The sequence below is a fragment of the Mesorhizobium sp. M7A.F.Ca.CA.004.06.1.1 genome (assembly GCF_003999135.1).
GTDB lineage: Bacteria > Pseudomonadota > Alphaproteobacteria > Rhizobiales > Rhizobiaceae > Mesorhizobium.
Genome location: NZ_RZPQ01000019.1, coordinates 1 through 20,591, shown reverse-complemented (window position 1 = coordinate 20,591; position 20,591 = coordinate 1). Strand labels below are relative to the sequence as shown.

Genomic DNA, 20,591 nt, shown 5'->3' with positions numbered 1-20,591 from the left:
GTTGGACAGTCGCGCTGCCTTGGGATGGGGGTGGGCCGGTGACGGAAGAAACAGCGCAACGAGAAACAGCCTCACGCTCCTGGTGGTCGACGGCCCTGGTGTCGGCCTTTGGCGGTCCATTCGGCGGATTTCTGTGGATCGGCAGCGGCAAGCCGGCGGTTGCCAGCCTGGTGGTGATCAGCGCCATCGTTTTCGCACTCGCCTACACCGGATTTCCGGTGCTGCCGGGAACCGATCTTGCCTGGCTGGCCAATTTTTCAGGTATCGGTTCGATGATCCTGGGGGCAGCGCTCGTCCTGCCCTTCGCCCATCGGTTCAAGCCGGTGAGATGGTATGCGCACGGATTTTGGGTGCTGGTGCTTGTCTTTCTGACTACCTATCCGGCTGCATTTGCGATCCGTTCGTTTCTGTTCCAGCCGTTTTCGATACCATCCAGCAGTATGGTGCCGACATTGCAAGGCGGCGACTATCTCTTCGTCTCCAAATTCGCATATGGCTACAGCCGCTACAGCGTGCCGTTCAATCTGTTGCCGATAGAAGGCCGCATGTTCGGCGCGGAGCCCAAGCGAGGGGATGTGGTGGTGTTCAAATTCCCGCCCGACCCCAGCGTGGATTACATCCAGCGGATCGTCGGTCTACCCGGGGACAAGATCCAGATGGTCAATGGCGTGCTGCACATCAACGATGTGGCCGTCGGCCTCAAGGATGCAGGCACTTTCTCCTACGAGGAACGCGAGCAACCTGCCAGGCTTGAACGGGAGACCCTGCCGGGTGGTGTCACCCATTTCGTTCTCGACCTGACGGACAGTTCCATCGGCGACAACACGCGGGAATTTGAGGTGCCCGAAGGCCACTATTTCATGCTGGGCGACAATCGCGACAATGCCTCCGACAGCCGATTCATGGTCGGCTTCGTTCCCTACGAAAACCTCGTCGGCAAGGCCGTGCGATTGTTCTGGAATTCAAAAGGCACGGAGTATTCTTCCCGGCAAACGCTGGACGGTTCGGTCGGCAAATAAGCCTGAATCGAGTTGGTTCGGACCCGCACCAAGTCTGGTTGATGACTACTTCATATCTATGCCGAGCGCGGCGAAGGCCAAGGTCGGACCGTCGCGTCGCAGGTGGACGAGATGCACAGCCACAAGTTCGATCAACGTCTGGCGTTCGGCGTGATCCCCAGCGAAGCCGGCCAGGTCGAACACCGCGGTCACGGTTTCATTCGCCGGCAGTTGCTCACTCAAAAGTTCCGTCAACGCCGCGTCGAGCGGATCGGTGAAATGGCCCTCCGGCAAGGTTTTCCCTCGCGCGGCGCAGGCGGCGATCCAGGCAGCCACCACCAGGGTCAGATGGACCAGTTCGGTACCGGCTTCCAGGCATTCGATGGCGGAAGCGATGATGCGCTGCGGCAGTTTCTGGCTGCCGTCATTGGCGATCTGCGCCGTGCGATGGGCAAGTGCAGTGTTGGAAAAACGCTCCGCGAGCTCCGCAATATAGGCGCTCGTGTCCAATCCGGCATCCTCGGGCAGGGTCGGGATCGCTTCGGCCCACAAGGCATCGACGAATTGGCGGATCGCCGGGTCGGCGAAGGCGCGGTCGACGGTGGCATGACCGCTGAGCAGGCCAAGATAGGCGATGGCCGAATGCGAGCCGTTGAGCAGCCTGAGCTTCATGTCCTCGAACGGGCCGACGTCGCGAACCATGGTGACGCCGAATTGTTCCCACGCGGGCCGGCCAGTCGGGAACTTATCTTCGACCACCCACTGACAAAACGGCTCGGTCATCACGGGCCAGGCGTCCTCGACGCCGAGTTCTTCAGCGATCCGCGCCCGATCGGCGTCGGTGGTTGCCGGCACGATGCGATCGACCATGCTGGAGGGAAACGCGACCTGGTGTGCGATGTGGTCGGCAATTCCGACATCACTCGATTGAGCGAGCCCGGCATCTCGCAACTGGGCGAATTCGACCAACAGCCGGTGCAGCGTGGCTCCGTTGGCCGGCAAATTGTCGCAACACAGGACAGTGAAGGGCGGCGTGCCGGCGGCGCGTCGCAGGGCAAGCGCCTCGGTCAGGAAACCATGCGCTGTCTTCGGCATCCGGGGATTGGCCAGATCATGGACGATATCGGGATGGGCGGCATCCAATCCCCCGCCTGCCGCCCTCAGATAGGCTTTTTCGGTGATCGTCAGCGTGACGATGCGGGTGTGCGGATCGGTCAGCGTGGCCAGCACCGCGCCCGGATTCTCCGGCGCCACCAGCATCGCACCGATCGAGCCGATGACCTGAAGCTTTTCGGTTCCACTGCTTCTGATCGCCAGCGTGTAGAGCCCGTCCTGCGGCGTGAGAGCGTCGCGCGTGTCGGTGCTGCGCAGCGAAACGCCTGTTATGCCCCAATCCGCCTCGCCTGCCGCCAGGCAATCGTCGACATAGGCTGCCTGATGGGCGCGGTGGAAGGCGCCGACACCAAGGTGCACGATGCCCGGGACGACGCGGCTGCGATCATACGCAGGTGTCGCGATCGAAGCCGGCAGTGCGCGCACGGTCTTCGTGGAAAGGCGTTCGGTCGTCGTGGTGCGACTGGTCTGGTCGGATGACATGAGTGGCCTCGGCAGGGATCGGCAAAGCGGCGTAACATTCGATTTCCTGCCACACAATGGGTCGAAAAGTCATCATACAACAATCGCAATTTTGTATGTTGACATTATTTCTTGCCGCCCCTACCGATAGTGGCTTGGGAGGATGATCGTGGCACTGACCCATGCGGATTTGCTGTTTCCCGCCGAGGCGCATTCGCGCGCGATTGCCCGTGATCTCTATGCCGGGATCAAGGACCTGCCCCTTGTCAGCCCGCATGGTCACACCGATCCGCGCTGGTATGCGCTGAACGAGCCATTCCCGGATCCGGCGCAACTGCTCATCGTCCCGGATCACTACATCTTCCGCATGCTGTTCAGCCAAGGCGTCCGCCTTGAGGATCTCGGCGTGGCGACGCTCGACGGCGCGCCGGTCGAGACCGACGGCAGGGCGATCTGGCGGCTTTTTGCCGAGCACTATCATCTGTTTCGCGGCACGCCGACCCGGCTGTGGTTCGATCATGTGCTCGCCGATCTGTTCGGCATCGACGAACCGCTGACCGCGGCGACTGCCGACCGCCACTACGACACCATCGCGACGCTGCTGCAGTGGGAGAATTTTCGCCCGCGCGCGCTGTTCGAGCGTTTCAACATCGAGGTCATCGCGACCACGGAAGGCGCGCTCGACGATCTCCAATGGCACCAGATGATTCGCGACAGCGGCTGGCAGGGCCGCGTTATCACCGCCTATCGGCCGGACGCGGTCGTCGACCCAGATTTCGAAGGGTTTTCAACCAATCTCGACCGGCTCGGTGAGATCACCGGCTGCGACACCGGCAATTGGGCCGGCTATCTCGATGCGCATCGCCAGCGGCGTGCCTTCTTCAAAAGCTTCGGCGCGACTTCGTCGGATCATGGCCATCCGACGGCCGAGACCGCCAATCTTTCGGATGCGGCGGCGCAAGAGCTGTTCAATCGGATTCGCCGTGGTTCCGACGATGAGCGCGAGCGAAAACTGTTCCGCGCCCAGATGCTGACCGAGATGGCCAAGATGAGCCTCGACGATGGACTGGTCCTGCAGATCCATCCCGGCTCCTGGCGCAATCATTCGCCCGCGATCTTCCAGAAATTCGGCCGCGACAAGGGTTTCGATATCCCGACCAGGACCGATTATGTGACGGCGCTGAAGCCGCTGCTCGACTGCGTCGGGCTGGAGCGCGACCTCACCGTCATCCTGTTCACGCTCGACGAGACCAGTTATGCGCGCGAGCTGGCGCCGCTGGCCGGTGTCTACCCGGCGCTGAAGCTCGGGCCGGCATGGTGGTTCCACGACAGCCCGGAAGGCATGCGGCGCTTCCGCGAGATGACCACCGAGACGGCCGGCTTCTACAACACCGTCGGTTTCAACGACGACACCCGTGCCTTTCCATCGATCCCGGCGCGTCACGATGTGGCGCGGCGAGTCGACTGCGCGTTCCTGGCGCGTCTCGTCGCCGAGCATCGGCTGCGCGAGGACGAGGCGCATGAGCTGGCGCGGGAACTGACCTATACGCTGGCGAAAAAGGCGTATCGGCTCTGAAGGGGCAACTCGCCCGCAATGCAAAGGGAGGAAACCATGTTGCATTTTTCAAGACTGACGGGAGTTGCGCTACTCGCCGCCGCACTGATGGCCGGAACGGCAAGCGCCCAGACGGTTCTGCGCTCGTCCGACACCCACCCGGACGGCTATCCGACGGTCGAGGCAGTCAAATATTTCGGCGAGCTTGTAAAGGAGCGTACGGCCGGCCGCTATGCGGTCGAGCTCTATCATTCCGCGCAGCTCGGCGAAGAAAAGGACACGATCGAGCAGGTTCGCACCGGCGTGATCGACCTCAACCGCATCTCGATGGCGCCGTTCAACGGGCTCATTCCCGAAACCACGGTGCCCTCGCTGCCCTACATCTTCCGCTCGGAAGACCATATGCACAAGGTCATGGACGGGGCGGTCGGCGACCAGATCGCGGCGGCGTTCGAACAGGTCGGGCTGGTGCTGCTCGCCTTTTACGACAGCGGCGCGCGCTCCTTCTACAATTCGAAGAAACCGATCAACTCATTAGCCGATCTGTCCGGCATGAAGTTCCGCGTCATCCAGTCCGACATCTTCGTCGACATGGTGGCGGCACTCGGCGCCAACGCGACGCCGATGCCGTATGGCGAGGTGTATTCGGCGATCGAGACCGGGGTCATCGACGGCGCGGAAAACAATTTTCCGAGCTACGACACCGCCAAGCATGCGGAAGTCGCCAAGTTCTATTCGCTCGACGAGCACACTATGGTGCCGGAAGCCTTCGTCATGGCGAAGTCGAGCTGGGACAAGCTGACGCCGGAGGATCAGGCGATCTTCAAGGCGGCCGCCAAGGAGAGCGTCGCCAGGCAGCGCGAGCTGTGGACCGCCAAGGTCAAGGAATCGCGCGCCAAGGTCGAGGCGGCCGGTTCGCAGATCACGACGCCGGACAAGCAGCCCTTCATCGACGCCATGGGTCCGGTCTACGAGAAGCATGTCAAGGACGACAAGCTGAAGGCCATGGTCGAAGCCATCAAGGCCGTGCAGTGATCAAGCGGCGGCGCGGGCATTCCGCGCCGCCGTCCTCTTGCGGAGAGAACCGGTGACCTCCAGCCCAGAACACAGACCGCCCCTGTCCGGCGTCGCGCGCATGATGTCGCGCGTCAGCACAGCGGCGCTATGGGTCGCAGGCATCGGGCTGGTGCTGATGACCGCCTTCGTCGCCTGGCAGGTGTTCGGTCGTTATGTCCTGAACCGCTCGCCAAGCTGGACCGAGCAGGGCTCGGTGATGCTGATGAGCTGGTTCATTTTCCTCGGCGCTGCCGTCGGCGTGCGCGAGAACTATCACCTCGGCTTCGACGTCCTGCTCTACGTACTGCCCAAAGGCGGCAAGCGTTGGCTGCGGATGATCTCGGACCTCGTCGCGCTCGCCTTCGGCATCGGTATGATCTGGTATGGTAGCCAACTGGTCGCATTGACCTGGGGCGCTACCTTGCCGTCGCTCGGCATATCGGGGGGCTGGGACTACGTCCCGCTGGTCGCGGGAGGCGTGCTCGTCGTGCTCTTCACGCTGGAGCGCATCGTGCTTCGCCTCTCCGGTGCGCCGATCGACGATGTGCTCGATGAACTGCCGCCGGCGGAAGTCGCAACCGAGCTCGACACGGCGAACGTGAAGGTCTGACGCCATGGAACTCTGGATTCTCTTCGGCGTCTTCACCCTTCTGATGCTTATCGGCACGCCGATCGCTTTCTGCCTCGGCGTCGCAAGCTTTGCCACCGTCCTCTATATGGGCCTGCCGCCGCTCATCGTGTTCCAGCGCCTGAATTCCGGCATGAGCGTCTTTTCGCTGCTGGCCATTCCCTTCTTCATCTATGCCGGCGACTTGATGGTGCGCGGCGGCATCGCCAGCAAGATCGTTGCCTTCGCCGGCTCGCTCGTCGGCCATTTGCGAGGAGGCCTCGGGCAGGTCAACATTGCGACCGCTACACTGTTCGGCGGCATTTCGGGGTCCGCGGTGGCCGAGGCAGCGGCGGTCGGCGGCTTGATGATCCCGCAGATGAAGGCGCGTGGATATGGAGCGGATTACGCCGTCAACGTCACGTCGATGGCAGCGCTGATCGCGCTGCTCCTGCCGCCGTCGCACAACATGATCATCTACTCGATCTCGGCAGGTGGAAAGATCTCCATCGCCGACCTGTTCACGGCCGGCATCATTCCGGGCCTGCTGTTGGCCCTGTCGCTGATGATCACCGCCTATTTCGTGGCGCGCTCCCGCGGCTATCCGACCGAGCCGTTTCCGGGCTTCACCGCCGTCGCGCATCTCTTCGCTGTCGCGGTGCCCGGCCTGCTGCTGATCGCGATCATCTTCGGTGGCGTACGATCGGGCGTTTTCACGGCGACCGAGAGTTCCTGTGTCGCGGTCATCTATGCGTTGCTCGTCACTGTCTTCGTTTACCGGCAGATGACTTGGGAAGGTTTCGTTCATGCCACCCATGGTGCCGTGCGCACCACGGCCATGGTGCTGCTCATCATCGGCATGGCGGCGGCGTTCTCGTGGTTGATGGCCTTCCTGAAAGTGCCGGCAGCGCTCATAGCCTCCATGAACGCGATCTCGGACGATCCGCTGGTCGTGCTTCTCCTGCTCAACGTCTTGATGCTGTTCCTCGGCACCTTCATGGACATGGGGCCGACGATCATCATCTGCACGCCGATCTTCCTGCCCGTGGCGCAAGCCTACGGCGTCGACCCGGTACATTTTGGCGTTATCATGATCCTCAACTTCGGCATCGGGCTGAATACGCCGCCGGTGGGCGCTGTGCAGTTCGTGGCGTGCGCAGTGGGCAAGATATCCGTCTGGGAGGCGATGCGCTCGATCTGGCCGTTCTATGGGGCCGGGCTCGTGGTACTGGGGCTCGTCACTTATATTCCGGCCATTTCGCTCTGGCTACCGAGCGTCTTCAAATAGGGGCGACATGGCATCGGACACCGCAACCGACCTCAGGGTCGAGAGAAAACCCAAACTGTCGGAGACAGTAGTCACGACGATCCGCAAGCAGTTGCAGGCGGGTGAGATCCTGCCCGGCCATAAATTGCCGACCGAAGGCCAACTGACCGAAACCTTCGGCGTCAGCCGCACCGTCATCCGCGAGGCGCTGGCCAAGCTTGCCGCCGACGGGCTGGTCGAACCGCGCCAGGGCGCCGGTGTCTTCGTCACAGAGCACATCTCGACAATGTTCGGCGCGCTGGCCGCGGACATGGGCAGCAAGGATTCGATCGCGCTCAACGTGCTCGAAGTGCGGCTGGCGATCGAGATTGAATCGGCCGGGATCGCCGCCGTCCGCCGCAATGCCGCGCAGGAGGCGGCGATCCAGGAAGCCTTCTTCGAATTCGAGCGGCTGCTGCTTGCCAGCGAGCCGACCGGTCCGGCCGACCTCGCCTTCCATCGCGCGATCGCCAGCGCCACCAGCAACCCATTCTATGTCGAGATGCTCGACGTGCTCGGCCGGCGCGCCATCCCGTGCGACGTGACTTCGCCCTGGTCGACCGAATTGGCGCAATCCGATAGCTACCAGCGCGGACTGCAGCGCGAGCACCTGGTGATCCTCAACGCCATTACCTCTGGCGATGCCGAGGCCGCGCGAGAGGCGATGCGCGCGCACCTCACCGCCAGCCAGCAGCGTTACCGCGAACGCCTGCATGCGCGTCAGGCTTTTTATTCCAGTTCGGTCAAGGCCGCCGCCGGCGAATGACCCATCTCAAGTCAGGATTGAAATGAACCAGAGCCACACCGACTATACATCCCGCTTTGCCATCGACCCGGTCGCCGCCGCGGCGATGGGAACCGATGAGCTGCGCCACAACTTTCACATTGACGGCCTGTTCCAGCCCGGCCGCATCAGCCTGACCTACACACATTACGACCGCATGATCGTCGGCGGCGCCGTGCCGACGGACGCCGCGCTTCAACTGGAAACGATCAAGCCGACCGGCACCAAGAACTTTCTCGACCGTCGCGAGCTGATCGCCGTCAACATCGGCGGTGCAGGCGTCATCAAGGCCGGCGGCCAGTCCTTCGAATTGCAGGCGCGCGACATGCTCTATCTCGGCATGGGCATCGCTGATGTGTCGTTCGCGTCGGCCGATGCAGATGCGCCGGCCAAATTCTATCTGCTCAGCGCGCCGGCGCATCAGGCCTGGCCCAGCCGGCTGATCCGCATCGGCGACGCCAAGCGCCTCGATCTCGGCAGCAAGGACACCTGCAACGAGCGTTCGATCTTCCAGTTCATCCATGCCGACGGCGTGAAGACCTGCCAGCTGGTGGTCGGCATGACTCAGCTGGCGCCGGGCTCGGTGTGGAACACCATGCCGTGCCATGTGCATGACCGGCGCATGGAGGCCTATCTCTATTTCGACCTGGCGGAGACGGCACGCGTCTTCCACTTCATGGGCGAGCCGGACGAGACGCGCCATATCGTCATGGGCAACGAGGAAGCGGTGCTGTCGCCGGGCTGGTCGATCCATTCGGGCGCCGGCACTTCCAATTATGCTTTCATCTGGGCGATGGCTGGCGACAATGTCGACTATACCGATGTCGACCCGGTGGCGTTGAGCGATCTGCGGTGAGCGACCCCTTCAGCCTTGCCGGAAAACGTTTCCTGGTCACCGGCGCCAACACCGGCATCGGCCAGGGCATCGCCGTATCGATCGTACGCGCCGGGGGCGCGGTGGTCGGCGTCGGCCGCTCGTCGATGGACGATACGGCAGACAAGGTCGCCGCGCTGGGAGGGCAATTCGAGGCGGTCAGCGCCGACCTTGCCGACATTTCGGCCGCCGGCCCGTTGCACGACCGGATCTGGGACGAAAGCGGTCCGCTCGACGGGCTGGTCAACAATGCCGGCATCATCCGCCGCGCCGATGCCGTCGATCTCAGCGAGGCCGATTGGGACGACGTCATGGACGTCAACCTGAAAACGGTTTTTTTGCTCTGCCAAAGCTTTGCAAGGCGTGCCTTGGCAGCTGAGCGGAAGGGCAAGATCGTCAACATTGCCTCCGTGCTGAGTTTCCAGGGTGGCATCCGCGTTGCGTCCTACACTGCCTCGAAGCACGGTGTGCTCGGCATCACGCGTCTGCTCGCCTGCGAATGGGCGGCAAAGGGCATCAACGTCAACGCCATCGCGCCGGGCTATATCGAGACCAACAACACGCAGGCGCTGCGCGCCGATCCCGACCGCAGCGCCGCCATCCTGGCGCGTATCCCGGCCGGCCGCTGGGGCGAGGCGGGCGACATTGGCGACGCCGCCGTCTTCCTGCTGGCGCCGGCGTCGAACTACATGCATGGGGCGGTGGTGCCGGGGGATGGCGGCTGGCTGGCGCGCTAGGTTTTGACGCAATTCCGGGCGGAAAACCGTTTCACACTTTTCTTGGAATTGCTCTGAGGAGACAACGATGACCGCAAAGATTTTCGCGCAAGCCGGCGAGGGCGCCTGGACGAAGACGCCAGACGGCAACAGGCGGCGCGTTCTCCTGCACACCGACGAGTTGATGCTGGTCGAATTCGGCTTCGACAAGGGTGGCGTCGGCGCCCTGCATTCGCACCCGCATGTCCAGGCAAGCTATGTCGCCGAAGGCCGCTTCGAGGTGACCATCGACGGTAGGACCGAAACCATCGAGACCGGCGGCAGCTTCATTGTGCCGTCCGGTCTGGTGCACGGCGTCAAGGCCCTGGAAGCAGGGCGGCTGGTCGACAGCTTCACGCCGCACCGGGCCGATTTCCTCGGCTAGCCAAGGGTAAGAGATCGAGCGGGAATGACCCGCACCCCGAAAGAGGCGCGGGTCTGTTGCCTGGGCGCTTGTGGCGCCGCGGTACTCAAGACATCACCGCAGGATGAGGACCCTGCCGCACCGTGGTGAAGATAGTCTTAATGCGCCGGCGCTGCATGGCACGACGAACCGGAGGCTGCGCTCGCTCGATCAGGTGATGTGACGCAGGAGGCTGAAGAGCCGCTCGAACGTCTTGCCGTAGGGCGGGCGCAACAAGGCTCCGGCGCTCAGCCGCGACTGTGTGAAAACCGGCTTCTCCTTGCTGAACGTCCGAAATCCCCACTCGCCGTGATAGGCGCCCATGCCGCTGGCGCCGACCCCGCCGAAAGGCTGGTTTTCCTGTACCAGATGCAGCATGCAGTCGTTGATGGTGACACCGCCGGCAATAGTCTCGTGCAGGATGCGTTGACGATTGCCGCTGTCGCGGCCGAACCAGTAGAGCGCCAGCGGGCGCTCCGCTCCGTTCACATCGGCAATCGCCTCGTCGATCCCGGTGTATTCTACGATGGGCAGCACCGGCCCAAAAATCTCCTCGCGCATCAGCCGCAGGTTTGCGCCGGCGTTGCGGACCAGAGTCGGCAGCAGCTTCCGGCTTTTGGCACCCAGCTCTTCGCCGGCCGGGTTGATTTCGGTGACATCGGCGCCTGCGTCACGCGCTTCAGTGATCATGTCGCGCAGGCGCTGGTGGTGCCGGTCGCTGATGATGGCGGTATAATCGGGGTTGTCGCGCAAGGTCGGGTAGAGCTTCGCGATCGCCGTTGCGAGCTTGACAGCGACCGTGCCTGCCTGCCCCTTCGGCACCAGCAGATAATCCGGCGCGATGCAGGTCTGCCCGGCATTCAAGAGCTTGCCATAGGCAATGCTGGATACCGCCGCATCGAGATCGCAGGACGGATCGAAGATTGCCGGCGACTTGCCGCCGAGTTCGAGCGTGACCGGGGTCAGGTTGGCGGCCGCGGCGATCGCGACCTGGCGTCCGACCGCGGTCGAGCCGGTGAACAGCAAATGATCGAAAGGCATCGACACGAAGGCCTTTCCCATCTCGGCATCGCCGGTGATGACGCTGAGCTCATCGGGTGCGAAATGCTCGGCAACGAGTTTGGCCAGCAGCACTGAGAATGCCGGGGTCAATTCGGAAGGTTTTATAAGCACGCGATTGCCGGCCGCGAGTGCCGCCGTGACCGGCGCGACAGCGAGTTGGAAAGGATAATTCCAGGGCGACACGATGCCGACGACGCCGAGCGGCTGCGGGACGAGGCGATTTCGGCCGGGCAGGAACGGCATGGTGGTGACAACGCGGCGTTCGCGCATCCAGCCCCTGACATGCGACAGCGCGTGGCGGATGCCGGCGCGCACGACGAACAGTTCCGCAAGGCGCGTCTCATGCGCGGAACGGCCGCCGAAGTCGGTGTCGATGGCGGTGCAGATGTCGGCTTCATGCCGCTCGGTCAGCGCCAGCAGGCGTTTCAGGCGATCCTTGCGGATGCCAAAGTTGGGGAAAGGCTGCGCCTCGAAGGCGGCGCGCTGCAGGTGGAACCGCTCGCCGAGAACATCCTGTCTGGTCTGCAGCATCGCATCCTCCCTGGCTAGCGGAGCCGAGCTTACATTGCTGGGTGAAGGAATCCAGCGAGGTAAAGGTGTTGCAAGGGAAGGCGCAGGCTGCAGGCGACCTGTTCCTGTTGTGGCACGATGACAGCTGCGCTAAGGCATGGTGCCCATGCAGAGAGTCGTTTTGACCGATTTCCCATCCTCTCCCATCCAGGAATTCCAGTCCGGTGTCTGCCTGATGCTGATATCGGCGACGAGTATCTTGGCCATGGACCCCAAGCGGCGCGTTTCGTGCCGGGCGGCCCTGCGGAATTGCGGATGAAGGGCGCTCACAGGCTTGAGGCTGCGTTTGGAGCGGCTGCGCGAAGGGTTGTGCGGGAGTTTCTGCGGTTCGTGCCGCTGTCTCTGAAACAGCGCATGCAAAAACGCACATACGCACGCGCGGCGCCCGCCAACAGAATTTTCATTTCGGGTTGCGCGCGCAGCGGCACGACGCTGACACAGCGGCTGATGAGGTGTTTCGAGGACATTTTCGTCCATCCGCCCGAAGCGCGATACACAATGCTGGACATGTTGGACCGGCCGGAATCGAACCTCGTCGTCAAGCGCGATGCGCGCGGTTTTGCGCATCTGGCGAAGCTCCCTCCCTCCATCGGCTTGATCTATTGCGTGCGCCATCCGTTCGACACGCTGACAAGTTCGCATCCGCAAACACGCAACGAGCGTCGGTTCCACGTCACGCCGCATCGCTGGCTGGCCGAATACGACGCGCTGACCCGGCTGAAGAAGGCACAACCGCACCGGCAGATACTCTTTGTCCGCTACGAAGACATGATCGGCGCGCCCGATGCGCAGCAGGACAGAATCGCGCAATCGTTCGGACTGACACCGCGCATTCGTTTCAGCGAGGATCCGAACAATCCGATCCGGGTGGCTTCGTTGAGAAAATGGGAACGGAATGAAGAATTCAGGACCTATCTCGGCGGTCTGCCCCCGGCATTTCTCGTCGGCGTCCGGCGTTTCTGCGCCGAGTTCGGCTATGACATGCCAATAAGCACGCCGACCGTGGACGCGCGGTAATGCGGGCACCGGCGGCCGTCGCGACAGAAGAGCGAGATCCCAAGCGGCGCGTGCTGAAGGACGTGTTCGGCTTCGATGATTTTCGCCCCGGCCAGGCCGATGTCATGGACGCGCTGCTGGCCGGGCGGCATGTCCTGGCCGTCATGCCGACGGGTGCGGGCAAATCGCTCTGCTACCAGGTCCCGGCACTTGTCCTGGGCGGGCTCACCATTGTCGTTTCGCCGTTGGTGGCGCTGATGCAGGATCAGGTCGCCGCCTTGCGGCTTGCCGGCGTGGCTGCCGATACGATCAATTCCTCGATCGACCGCGATGCCAATATCGCCGCATGGCGTCGCGTCGCCTCAGGCCAGACGCGCCTGCTCTATCTCGCGCCGGAGCGGCTGATGACCGAGCGGATGCTCGAGGCGCTGGCCAGGCTCGATGTCAGCCTGATCGCCGTCGACGAGGCGCATCGGCTATTGCGAGACGGCGCAGTGCCGTCGCCAGGTGCTGCTCGGCTATTTCGGCGAAGAAGCGCAGCCTTGCGGCAATTGCGACACCTGCCTCGACCAGGCGCCGCGCGCCGATGGCGGAGCGGAGGCGCGGATAATCCTGGCAGCCATCGCCCAGAGTGGCGAACGCTTCGGTGCCGGCCATGTCATCGACATCCTGCTCGGCCATGAAACCGAGAAGGTGCTTGCCAGGAACCACCAGAGGCTCACGAGTTTCGGCAGCGGTCTGGCGCACAAGAAGGATTTCTGGCTGTCGCTGATCCGGCAGCTCGTCGCAGGCGGGTTCCTGATGCCGGATCCGGCCGGTCATGGCGGCCTCGCCATCGCCGAAAAAGGCCATGCGCTTGGGCGTGGCGAGATGCCGTTCCATTATCGTGTCGAGGTGCGCAGCCGCGCCTTGCGCGGCAAGACGCGCTCCGGGCAGGATTTCGGGCAATCGGATGTGGACACCGGGCTGCTGGCCGCGCTGAAGACCTTGCGACTGCGGCTCGCCAAGGAGCGTCAGGTGCCGGCCTATGTGGTGTTTTCCGATCGCACCCTGATCGACATGGCCGAGCGCCGCCCGCACGACCTCGACGCCTTCGCTGAAGTGAATGGAGTTGGGGCGGCAAAGCTGAAGGAGTTCGGCCAGGTTTTTCTGAGTGCGATTGCCGAGCACCAATCCGATGGCTCGGCCTGAGGTCAGATCAGCGACTGGTCACGCGCTCTGAAGCATAGGGATCTTCGGAGAAGGCATCCGTTCCGAGAGCTTCTGTTCCGTCGCCGCCCATTCCTACATCGCCTATGCCCCCGACGAGACCGATCAGTTCAATGTTCTCTGGCCGGCCAGTCGACAGATCAGGTTGAGACCGAGGCGTTCATCGACTTCATGGCTGAGCATCTGCAACCGCAATAGGTGCCGCTGTCCGCTCATTCACCGCAGCGTCGACCCGCTGGGCGTCAGTCGCGCGATATGGATAGTCCCGTGAGAAGCGGAGCGTAGGCGGCGAGCCTGCGGGATATGAACTCCGTGAAGAGCCGCACGCGCTTCGTCTTGCGTGTCTCACCCTGGGTGAGAAGCCAGAGCGTTCCGTACATGTGCAGATCGGTGCCCGGCACCCTCACCAGCACGGGGTCGGCATCTCCGACGAAGCACGGCAGTGTCGTGATCCCGAGACCTTGCCGTACGGCAACGATCTGCGCCTCGGCGTCCGTGGTCCTGAATGGAACCCCCGTGGTGCGAACCTCACCCGCGTTGGCCCATTCCGGAATCCCATGAGCGCTTATGACGATCCACCGGATGGGATCAGCTGCGCCCGCACGCCACGCGGCCAGGCGATCGCGGGACATGTAAACGCCGCCGAACACCTCCGGTCCCTTCAGGCCGTGAAGATTGAGCGGCAGGGTTTTGCGGTCGTAGACGACGCGGATCGCCACGTCGGCCTCTCGGTTGGTCAGATTTGCCAGTTCGCCGGACGACAGGATTTCCATCTCGATGTCGCGATGCAGACTCGCGAAATCGGCGAAGTCCGGCATGAGCAGGTGTGTCGCGAGGGGGGGTGCCAGCGTCACCCGCAGAAGCCCGCGCACGCTCTGGTCGCGCCCGAAGACGCGCGTCTCCAGCTGGTGAGACGACGCTTCCATCTGGTTCGCGAGCTCGAGGACCTCCTCGCCCGCAGCCGTCAGGCGGTAGCCCGAAGGCAGCTTTTCGAACATTTGCGCCCCGAGGCGTTCCTCAAGCTGTGCGATGCGTCGCAGCACGGTCGAGTGATTCACCCCGAGCTGCGCGCCGGCAGCCCGCACCGAGCCTCCGCGTGCGACGGCTAGAAAGTAGCGAATGTCATCCCAGTCGATCATGGTGCAATCCGGCACCGCGCGGTGCGCCTTCCAAAGCCCGTATCTAGCACATCCTACAGCGGTAGGGGCGGGACATCATAGCTTATGTCGACAGGGGCGGCGCAATTCCGAATGGCGGACACGGATCGTCGCGGCGGGCGTCAGCCCTGAAAGCGGATCGATTTTGCACCACCGATGTGCGCGCTTCCGCACTCACCACCTGACCCCGACGGGCCCATCTAGAGGTCCTCGGGGCGTACCCCGAACGAGCAAAGACAGAAGCTGGAAGGATTGAGTCATGGGAAAACTGGACGGTAAGGTTGCGGTTATTACGGGTGGCGCCACCGGCATCGGCCGCGCCGCAGCGAAGCGCTTCATCGAGGAGGGCGCCTTCGTCTTCATCTTCGGCCGCCGGCAGGACGCGCTAGACGCCGCTGTGGCCGAACTCGGGCCCAATGCCCGCGCGGTGAAGGGCTCGGTCTCGGATGAGGCCGACCTCGATCGGCTCTATGCGGCGGTGAAGGCCGAGCGCGGAACCCTCGACATCATCTTCGCCAACGCCGGGGTGGGAAGCCTGCTTCCGCTCGGCAAGCTCACCGCCGAGCACATTGACGAAACCTTCAACACCAATGTGAAGGGTACGATTTTCACGGTCCAGAAGGCGCTGCCGCTGATGGGCGAGGGCGGTTCGATTATCCTGACCGGATCGAGCGCCGGCACCACGGGCGCGCCCGCATTCAGCGTCTATAGCGCGAGCAAGGCGGCCGTGCGCAACCTCGCGCGGACCTGGGCGGAAGACTTGAAAGGCACCGGCATCCGGGTAAACGTGCTGTCGCCCGGGCCGACGGCGACCGAACTCGCGAAGGCAGCGATAGGCGAGGAGGGCTTGAAGGCCTTCGCCTCGATGAATCCGCTTCAGCGGATGGCCGATCCAGCGGAGATCGGGGCGGCGGCTGCGTTTCTCGCGTCGCCCGACAGCAGCTTCATGACCGCCAGCGAGGTCGCCGTCGACGGGGGCTTGGCGCAAATCTGACCCGCTACGCCCCGCCGTTCATCCATTCGATATCCCGAGCCCGCAGGGCCTGGTAAACTGAAGGAGAATATACATGAGCTATGCAATTATCGGCTTCGGCAAGATCGGCCAGGCTCTTGCCAAGGCGTTTGCCCGCAACGGCATCGAAGTGTCCGTGGCAACCACGCGCGACCCGGAAAGCTTTGCATCAGCCGCGGCCGCGATCGGACCCACGATCATCCCGAAAACGCTGGCGGACGCGGTCAAGGCGGACATCATCTTTTTGGCTGTCCGCTTCGAATCGCACCCAGATGTCGCGAAGGCGCTGTCAAGCTGGGAAGGCAAGACGATCATCGACGCGACGAACGTGTTTCCAGTCTCCGAAGAACTGGACGGTCTGCCGTCCTCGGCCTTCGTCGCAAAGGCGTTCACCGGCGCCAAGCTCGTCAAAGGCTTCAATCACCTGATTGCGGCCACCCTGGCTGCCGATCCGATCGTCGAGGGCGGCCACCGGGTCGTCTTTCTTTCGAGCGACGACGAGGACGCGATCGCTCCCGTGGCGGTCTTGGCCAAACAACTCGGGTTCGCACCGGTCAAGCTGGGGAAGCTCAACGAGGGCGGCGCACTGGTGCACGCACGCGGCCGCACTTGGGGCCAGCTGATCTTCCAGGATCAGTTCAAGAAGGAGCAATAACGGATTTACCGTGCGCCGTCAGAGTGGCCGGTGTTCGACGCCGGCCACATCGTCAGCCGAGCGCGCAAAGCGACGCGCTTGAAAGCGGCTTACATTTGCCTGGGATCCTTCGGCCGGCAGGTGCCTGCCGCCCATGAATCGTAGTTGCAATAGCTGATGTCCCAGCCGGCATCGCGTCTTTTGGAAGTTACCTCACGACCGCCCGCGCGGATGGGTCCGAAGCCACCCCAACTGCCATCCGAGCCTTTGTAATTTCCCATGACGCGATAATTGCAGTTGTTTACGACGAAGTTGCCGTCCATCGACACGCATGCCGATGCGACAGTGGAAAGACCGAAGAAGGCCGTGCCGGCGACTGTGATGGCGAGAGAGGCTTTGCGCATAGTGGTCTCCTAACTGGCTGGGCGAACCAACCATTACGAGACCTTGGGCCGGGCCTCTTCCCCCATTTGGGCTAAACCGGCTGGCAAATTCACAGCGGCTGGCTGCGCTTGCGGACGCCATGTGCGGAGATGCCGAATGGCCTGCCCATCGCCGAAGCTTTACGGCCTCCGCGAAGGCCAGAGTGTCCTGGGTCGGGCGGCTCTTCCGCCGCCTCTCTACCAGATCCGCAAGGTTTACCGGAGGTTAACGGTAGACAATGAGCGGCCGCAACTGTGTCTCTTTCCGACCATTTCTTCAGTCCTGGTTCGGCCCAAAAGCCATACGTCAGGGAGGGTCACTTTTCAGGGGCAGGCCAGTTCCCCTCGACGGGCAGTGAGAGGCGGAATGTCGACCCGTTGATGTCGCTGGCGGCCAGTATGAGACCGCCGCCGTGCTGCCGGGCGATCTCGCGTGAAATGTAGAGCCCTAAACCGGAGCCGTTTACCAATTGGCCCGCGGCGCGATAGTACCTCATGAATATGAACTCGTGGTCGTCGGGCGCTACGCCAGAGCCCTGATCCACCACGTGTACAAACGCCACGCCCTGCTCAGTCGACAGCCGGATCGTCACAGAGCTGGTCACCGATGAGTATTTCAGGGCGTTCTGGATCAGATTTTGTATTACAATCTCCAGCAGGTTGCGGTCACCTTTCACAATCACTTCGTCGCCGTGAGTGAAGCTAACACGTCCGGCCGCAGCATCATCCAACCCCGCTTCGGCGGCGTGCAAAACCTCATTCAGGTCGAACATCTTGATCGTGGGAAGAGTTTTCTGCCCACCATTGAGCCGGTCGAAGGCTAGGACGTTTTCAATCAGCGATGACATCCTTTTGACGGTCTGGCGGATCCTTGTGGTGCGCAACTTGATATTGTCGGCGCTTTCACCTGCAGAAGATGACAGATTGTCGGCGGCGGCAGAGATGACGGCCAAGGGGCCGCGAAACTCATGAGATACCAAGGCCACAAAGTCCCGCTGCTGAGCCAGAGCATCGTTGGCGGTGTCCAGAGCCTGCCTGAGCTTGAGTTCAAGCTGGTGACGTCGATCCACTTCCACCTTGAGCGAGGCGTTTCTTTCCCCAAGCTCTGCGGTCCTTTCGCGCACCTTGACAGTCAGCTCCTGCTCGGCCAACCGCGACACTGCGATGACGCGATCCTTCTCCTCGCTCAAGCTGCGCTCGGCAAGCCGCGTTCTCTTTGCGACGGCTGCGCTGAGCAACGCCAGGTGAATCACGGTCCCGCCGGCCAAGAATCTGGACAAAGAGCCGTCCAGCTGGAACGGGTTGGCCCCAGTATACATCACCTGCATCACCAGCAGGACAGAGATTACGCCCAAAAATGCAATCGCCGACAGTAGGTATTGATACCGTCGCCGCACAATGAGCAGATAGAGCACTAGCAGCGAAATGAAGATGAGAGACAGCTGCTGCAGTCGCGATACGAAAAACCCGACGTCGCCGTAGCGTCCCGCAATCGCAAAAGCCAAGGCGATGCCATTGAGCAGTACAACACCCTGGGAGACGCGCCACGCCCAGATCAAATGACGGTGAAACTCAAATAGTCTAGCCAAAAATAACATCATGACTATACTGTATAAGCAAACGATAATACCCCAAATTAGGTGTATGATTTTCGGCTCTAGGGACATCAGAACTTCGGATGCATATCCCATGTGGAAGAGACTTATTAGCCCAGACTCTATGATAACTGCGATGTATAGAAGATATAAAGAATCCCTGAGCCATACGGCATACAGAAAATTGGTGAAGACCATGACGAAAATAGCGCCAACCACCATGCCCATGATCCAATCGTCGAATCGGCGATACTCTTCATAGCCTTGACTCTGCCAAAGGTTCAGCGAAGTGGTGATCGAGGTCGACGATTGGAGTCGGATGTAATAATCGGTTCGAGTGGACGGCACGGAGATCGGGAAGACGGCCGGATATGCGTCGGCGTCTGCTCCATCCCCTAGGTTGAGTTGGCTAGGGGGCAAGACCGAATAACCTCCCGCCCCGTCAGAGACATACAGCGTGATGTGTTCGATCAAGGGCCGTTCTACCTGCAGCAGCCATTGCCTTGGAGCCGTTGAGGCAGACAGGGAGAACCGGGCCCAGATTGCGCCCTTTTGGTAGCCCCGCGTGAGCATCGAAGGGATGGGTTCGAACTGGATGTTGGAGCGCTTGGAAACGATATCGTTGATCGTGAGCGCGCCGGTGGGATCATGAAAGATTGCGAGGTGACCGCTGAGTGAAACCGGAGCCTTGAGGCCGTCCGTCGGTTTCAGCGGAAGCGCCCATAACGTTTGCGGCACAAGACACACAAACAATATAGACAATGCGGCGAATAAATGAAATCGAATGCTATCAGATTGCTGCATGGGGTCCGTAGATGGTCGGAGAAGGCTACAAGCGGGCGATCTCGTGATCGCCCCCCTTGTTTATCTTGTTGATGACGACAGGGATTTCCGCGAGGAGATGGTCTTCGGACTATCCAGATTGGGCCTGAACGTACATGGATTTCACAACGCTGCCGCCCTCTACCGAGCCTGCGCCGCCAAGCCGGCTGAAATCGTCATTCTCGACATTGGCCTGGAGGGCGAAGACGGCCTTTCCATAGCTTCCCATTTGCGGGCCTTGCAATCGGTCGGGATCGTCATGGCGACGGCCCGGAGTTCCATCGACGACCGGCTCAATGGTCTTGAAGCGGGCGCTGACGCTTACCTCGTCAAACCCATTGATGTTCGGGAGCTTGCTGCCACGGTGATGACGCTCAATGAACGTCTCAACAGGCGCCGCGCCCCTTCGTCTCCGGCCCCACGATGGACCCTGGAGGAAGGCTGCTGGGTGCTTACCGACGGCATGGGCCATCGCCTTCGCTTGACCACCTCGGAACGGCACTTTTTGGAACGCTTGTTCAGTGAGCGCGGCAAGACCGTCGATCGCCGCGCGCTCGTCGAAGCCATGGGCGCAGACATCTATGACTTCAACTATGCCCACCTGGACACCATCGTGAGCCGGTTGCGTCGAAGAGCCAAGAAATCCGACATGCTTCTCCCCTTGCACGCAATTCGAGGGTCAGGCTTCGCCTTCACCGATTAGAATGATCGTGCGGACCCTGTCCAGAGAGAAGATTGCCGATCTCATCAATTTGGGAGAGGACAGGGAGGAATTCGAGGAGCATCCTCAAACGACTGACAGTAAGTGTAATGATATGACAGTTACTGCGATTGTGAGGAATCACGAGATTAATTACTTCAAGGAAAGGATTGGATAAATCCGCATTCGTTAGATAGTTCGCATTCTATGCGCAATCGAACAGGAATGTGTCGTGCGCGTGGCGAGGTAGATAACGAGGGCGGCGGTGCGCAGAAGGGGTGCGGGATGCGGCAGCATAAGAGAGTTTTATTTGCCAGTTGTTCTATTCTAACCTTCGCATCCATCTATGTCGGGATTACCCCCGCGCTAGCGGGGGCGCCAAGCAACGAACAACTCTATCAGATGATTTTGGACCTGCAGCGAAATCAGAAGCAGATGGCGCGCAAACTTGAGGCCGCCTACGCCGAGACTGCCCAGGTTAAAGGAGAACTGGCCACCC

20 protein-coding genes and 1 pseudogene are annotated in these 20,591 nt (G+C 61.9%); 15 read left to right on the top strand and 6 right to left on the bottom strand.

Annotation, left to right across the window (positions count from 1 at the left end):
- Nucleotides 1-272 precede the first annotated feature (272 nt).
- Complete coding sequence (lepB, locus tag EN906_RS02980) at nucleotides 273-1,019, top strand: signal peptidase I (protein WP_127270502.1); 747 nt, start codon at nucleotides 273-275, stop codon at nucleotides 1,017-1,019.
- 45 nt (nucleotides 1,020-1,064) lie between these two features.
- On the opposite strand, the gene EN906_RS02975 is transcribed toward lepB, so the two are convergent.
- Nucleotides 1,065-2,594 carry a mannitol dehydrogenase family protein gene (locus EN906_RS02975; RefSeq protein ID WP_127267286.1) on the bottom strand — a complete coding sequence of 510 codons (1,530 nt, stop codon included), beginning with the start codon at nucleotides 2,592-2,594 and terminating at the stop codon, nucleotides 1,065-1,067.
- 142 nt (nucleotides 2,595-2,736) lie between these two features.
- Between EN906_RS02975 and uxaC the strand changes: the two genes are divergently transcribed.
- The 8 genes from uxaC to EN906_RS02935 all read left to right on the top strand — a co-directional run bounded on the left by uxaC (nucleotide 2,737) and on the right by EN906_RS02935 (nucleotide 9,895).
- Nucleotides 2,737-4,149, top strand: a complete 1,413-nt coding sequence (gene uxaC, locus EN906_RS02970) for a glucuronate isomerase (protein WP_164748766.1) — start codon at nucleotides 2,737-2,739, stop codon at nucleotides 4,147-4,149.
- Nucleotides 4,150-4,185: 36 nt separating this feature from the next.
- Nucleotides 4,186-5,163, top strand: coding sequence for a TRAP transporter substrate-binding protein (locus EN906_RS02965; protein ID WP_127269373.1), 978 nt, complete (start codon nucleotides 4,186-4,188; stop codon nucleotides 5,161-5,163).
- Nucleotides 5,164-5,263: 100 nt separating this feature from the next.
- Complete coding sequence (locus EN906_RS02960; RefSeq protein ID WP_127269376.1) at nucleotides 5,264-5,794, top strand: TRAP transporter small permease; 531 nt, start codon at nucleotides 5,264-5,266, stop codon at nucleotides 5,792-5,794.
- 4 nt (nucleotides 5,795-5,798) lie between these two features.
- Complete coding sequence (locus EN906_RS02955; protein WP_127269374.1) at nucleotides 5,799-7,079, top strand: TRAP transporter large permease; 1,281 nt, start codon at nucleotides 5,799-5,801, stop codon at nucleotides 7,077-7,079.
- Between the two features lie 7 nt (nucleotides 7,080-7,086).
- Nucleotides 7,087-7,863: a FadR/GntR family transcriptional regulator gene (locus EN906_RS02950; RefSeq protein WP_127269375.1), complete on the top strand. Its 777-nt coding sequence runs from the start codon at nucleotides 7,087-7,089 to the stop codon at nucleotides 7,861-7,863.
- Between the two features lie 22 nt (nucleotides 7,864-7,885).
- Complete coding sequence (kduI, locus tag EN906_RS02945) at nucleotides 7,886-8,737, top strand: 5-dehydro-4-deoxy-D-glucuronate isomerase (protein WP_127270496.1); 852 nt, start codon at nucleotides 7,886-7,888, stop codon at nucleotides 8,735-8,737.
- Nucleotides 8,734-9,492, top strand: coding sequence for a 2-dehydro-3-deoxy-D-gluconate 5-dehydrogenase KduD (kduD, locus tag EN906_RS02940; RefSeq protein WP_127375063.1), 759 nt, complete (start codon nucleotides 8,734-8,736; stop codon nucleotides 9,490-9,492). Before kduI ends, kduD begins: the two co-directional genes overlap by 4 nt.
- Nucleotides 9,493-9,559: 67 nt before the next feature.
- Entirely contained in the window at nucleotides 9,560-9,895 is a 336-nt protein-coding gene (locus EN906_RS02935) for a cupin domain-containing protein (RefSeq protein WP_127270498.1), read from the top strand.
- 189 nt (nucleotides 9,896-10,084) lie between these two features.
- On the opposite strand, the gene EN906_RS02930 is transcribed toward EN906_RS02935, so the two are convergent.
- Both EN906_RS02930 and EN906_RS38035 read right to left on the bottom strand, forming a co-directional pair.
- Nucleotides 10,085-11,506: a coniferyl aldehyde dehydrogenase gene (locus EN906_RS02930; RefSeq protein WP_127266898.1), complete on the bottom strand. Its 1,422-nt coding sequence runs from the start codon at nucleotides 11,504-11,506 to the stop codon at nucleotides 10,085-10,087.
- 129 nt (nucleotides 11,507-11,635) lie between these two features.
- Nucleotides 11,636-12,112 (bottom strand): hypothetical protein, encoded by a 477-nt coding sequence (locus tag EN906_RS38035; RefSeq protein WP_245476452.1) that lies wholly within the window; start codon nucleotides 12,110-12,112, stop codon nucleotides 11,636-11,638.
- On the opposite strand from EN906_RS38035, the gene EN906_RS02925 reads away from it, so the two are divergent.
- Nucleotides 11,993-12,562 (top strand): sulfotransferase, encoded by a 570-nt coding sequence (locus tag EN906_RS02925; protein WP_245465060.1) that lies wholly within the window; start codon nucleotides 11,993-11,995, stop codon nucleotides 12,560-12,562. The two genes, EN906_RS38035 and EN906_RS02925, sit on opposite strands and share 120 nt — an antisense overlap.
- Nucleotides 12,562-13,732, top strand: a pseudogene (locus EN906_RS02920) (RQC domain-containing protein). The gene EN906_RS02925 and the pseudogene EN906_RS02920 overlap by 1 nt, the downstream one beginning before the upstream one ends.
- Nucleotides 13,733-13,992: 260 nt before the next feature.
- On the opposite strand, the gene EN906_RS02915 reads toward EN906_RS02920, so the two are convergent.
- The gene (locus EN906_RS02915) at nucleotides 13,993-14,889 is read right to left on the bottom strand and encodes a LysR family transcriptional regulator (RefSeq protein ID WP_127266896.1); all 897 of its coding nucleotides are present in this window, start codon (nucleotides 14,887-14,889) and stop codon (nucleotides 13,993-13,995) included.
- A 277-nt stretch (nucleotides 14,890-15,166) separates the two neighbouring features.
- Here EN906_RS02915 and EN906_RS02910 point away from each other — a divergent pair, with 277 nt between their 5' ends.
- Entirely contained in the window at nucleotides 15,167-15,901 is a 735-nt protein-coding gene (locus tag EN906_RS02910) for an SDR family oxidoreductase (RefSeq protein WP_127266895.1), read from the top strand.
- A gap of 73 nt (nucleotides 15,902-15,974) precedes the next feature.
- Complete coding sequence (locus tag EN906_RS02905) at nucleotides 15,975-16,574, top strand: NADPH-dependent F420 reductase (protein ID WP_127266894.1); 600 nt, start codon at nucleotides 15,975-15,977, stop codon at nucleotides 16,572-16,574.
- An 89-nt stretch (nucleotides 16,575-16,663) separates the two neighbouring features.
- On the opposite strand, the gene EN906_RS02900 is transcribed toward EN906_RS02905, so the two are convergent.
- Nucleotides 16,664-16,957, bottom strand: coding sequence for a hypothetical protein (locus EN906_RS02900; protein ID WP_164748768.1), 294 nt, complete (start codon nucleotides 16,955-16,957; stop codon nucleotides 16,664-16,666).
- A 335-nt stretch (nucleotides 16,958-17,292) separates the two neighbouring features.
- Nucleotides 17,293-19,374: a sensor histidine kinase gene (locus EN906_RS02895; RefSeq protein ID WP_127266893.1), complete on the bottom strand. Its 2,082-nt coding sequence runs from the start codon at nucleotides 19,372-19,374 to the stop codon at nucleotides 17,293-17,295.
- A gap of 43 nt (nucleotides 19,375-19,417) precedes the next feature.
- Between EN906_RS02895 and EN906_RS02890 the strand changes: the two genes are divergently transcribed.
- Together EN906_RS02890 and EN906_RS37695 are read left to right on the top strand one after the other, a co-directional pair.
- The gene (locus tag EN906_RS02890) at nucleotides 19,418-20,095 is read left to right on the top strand and encodes a response regulator transcription factor (protein WP_236382927.1); all 678 of its coding nucleotides are present in this window, start codon (nucleotides 19,418-19,420) and stop codon (nucleotides 20,093-20,095) included.
- 282 nt (nucleotides 20,096-20,377) lie between these two features.
- Nucleotides 20,378-20,591, top strand: a 214-nt coding sequence (locus EN906_RS37695) for a hypothetical protein (protein ID WP_206529065.1), incomplete at its 3' end; no start/stop codon positions are given.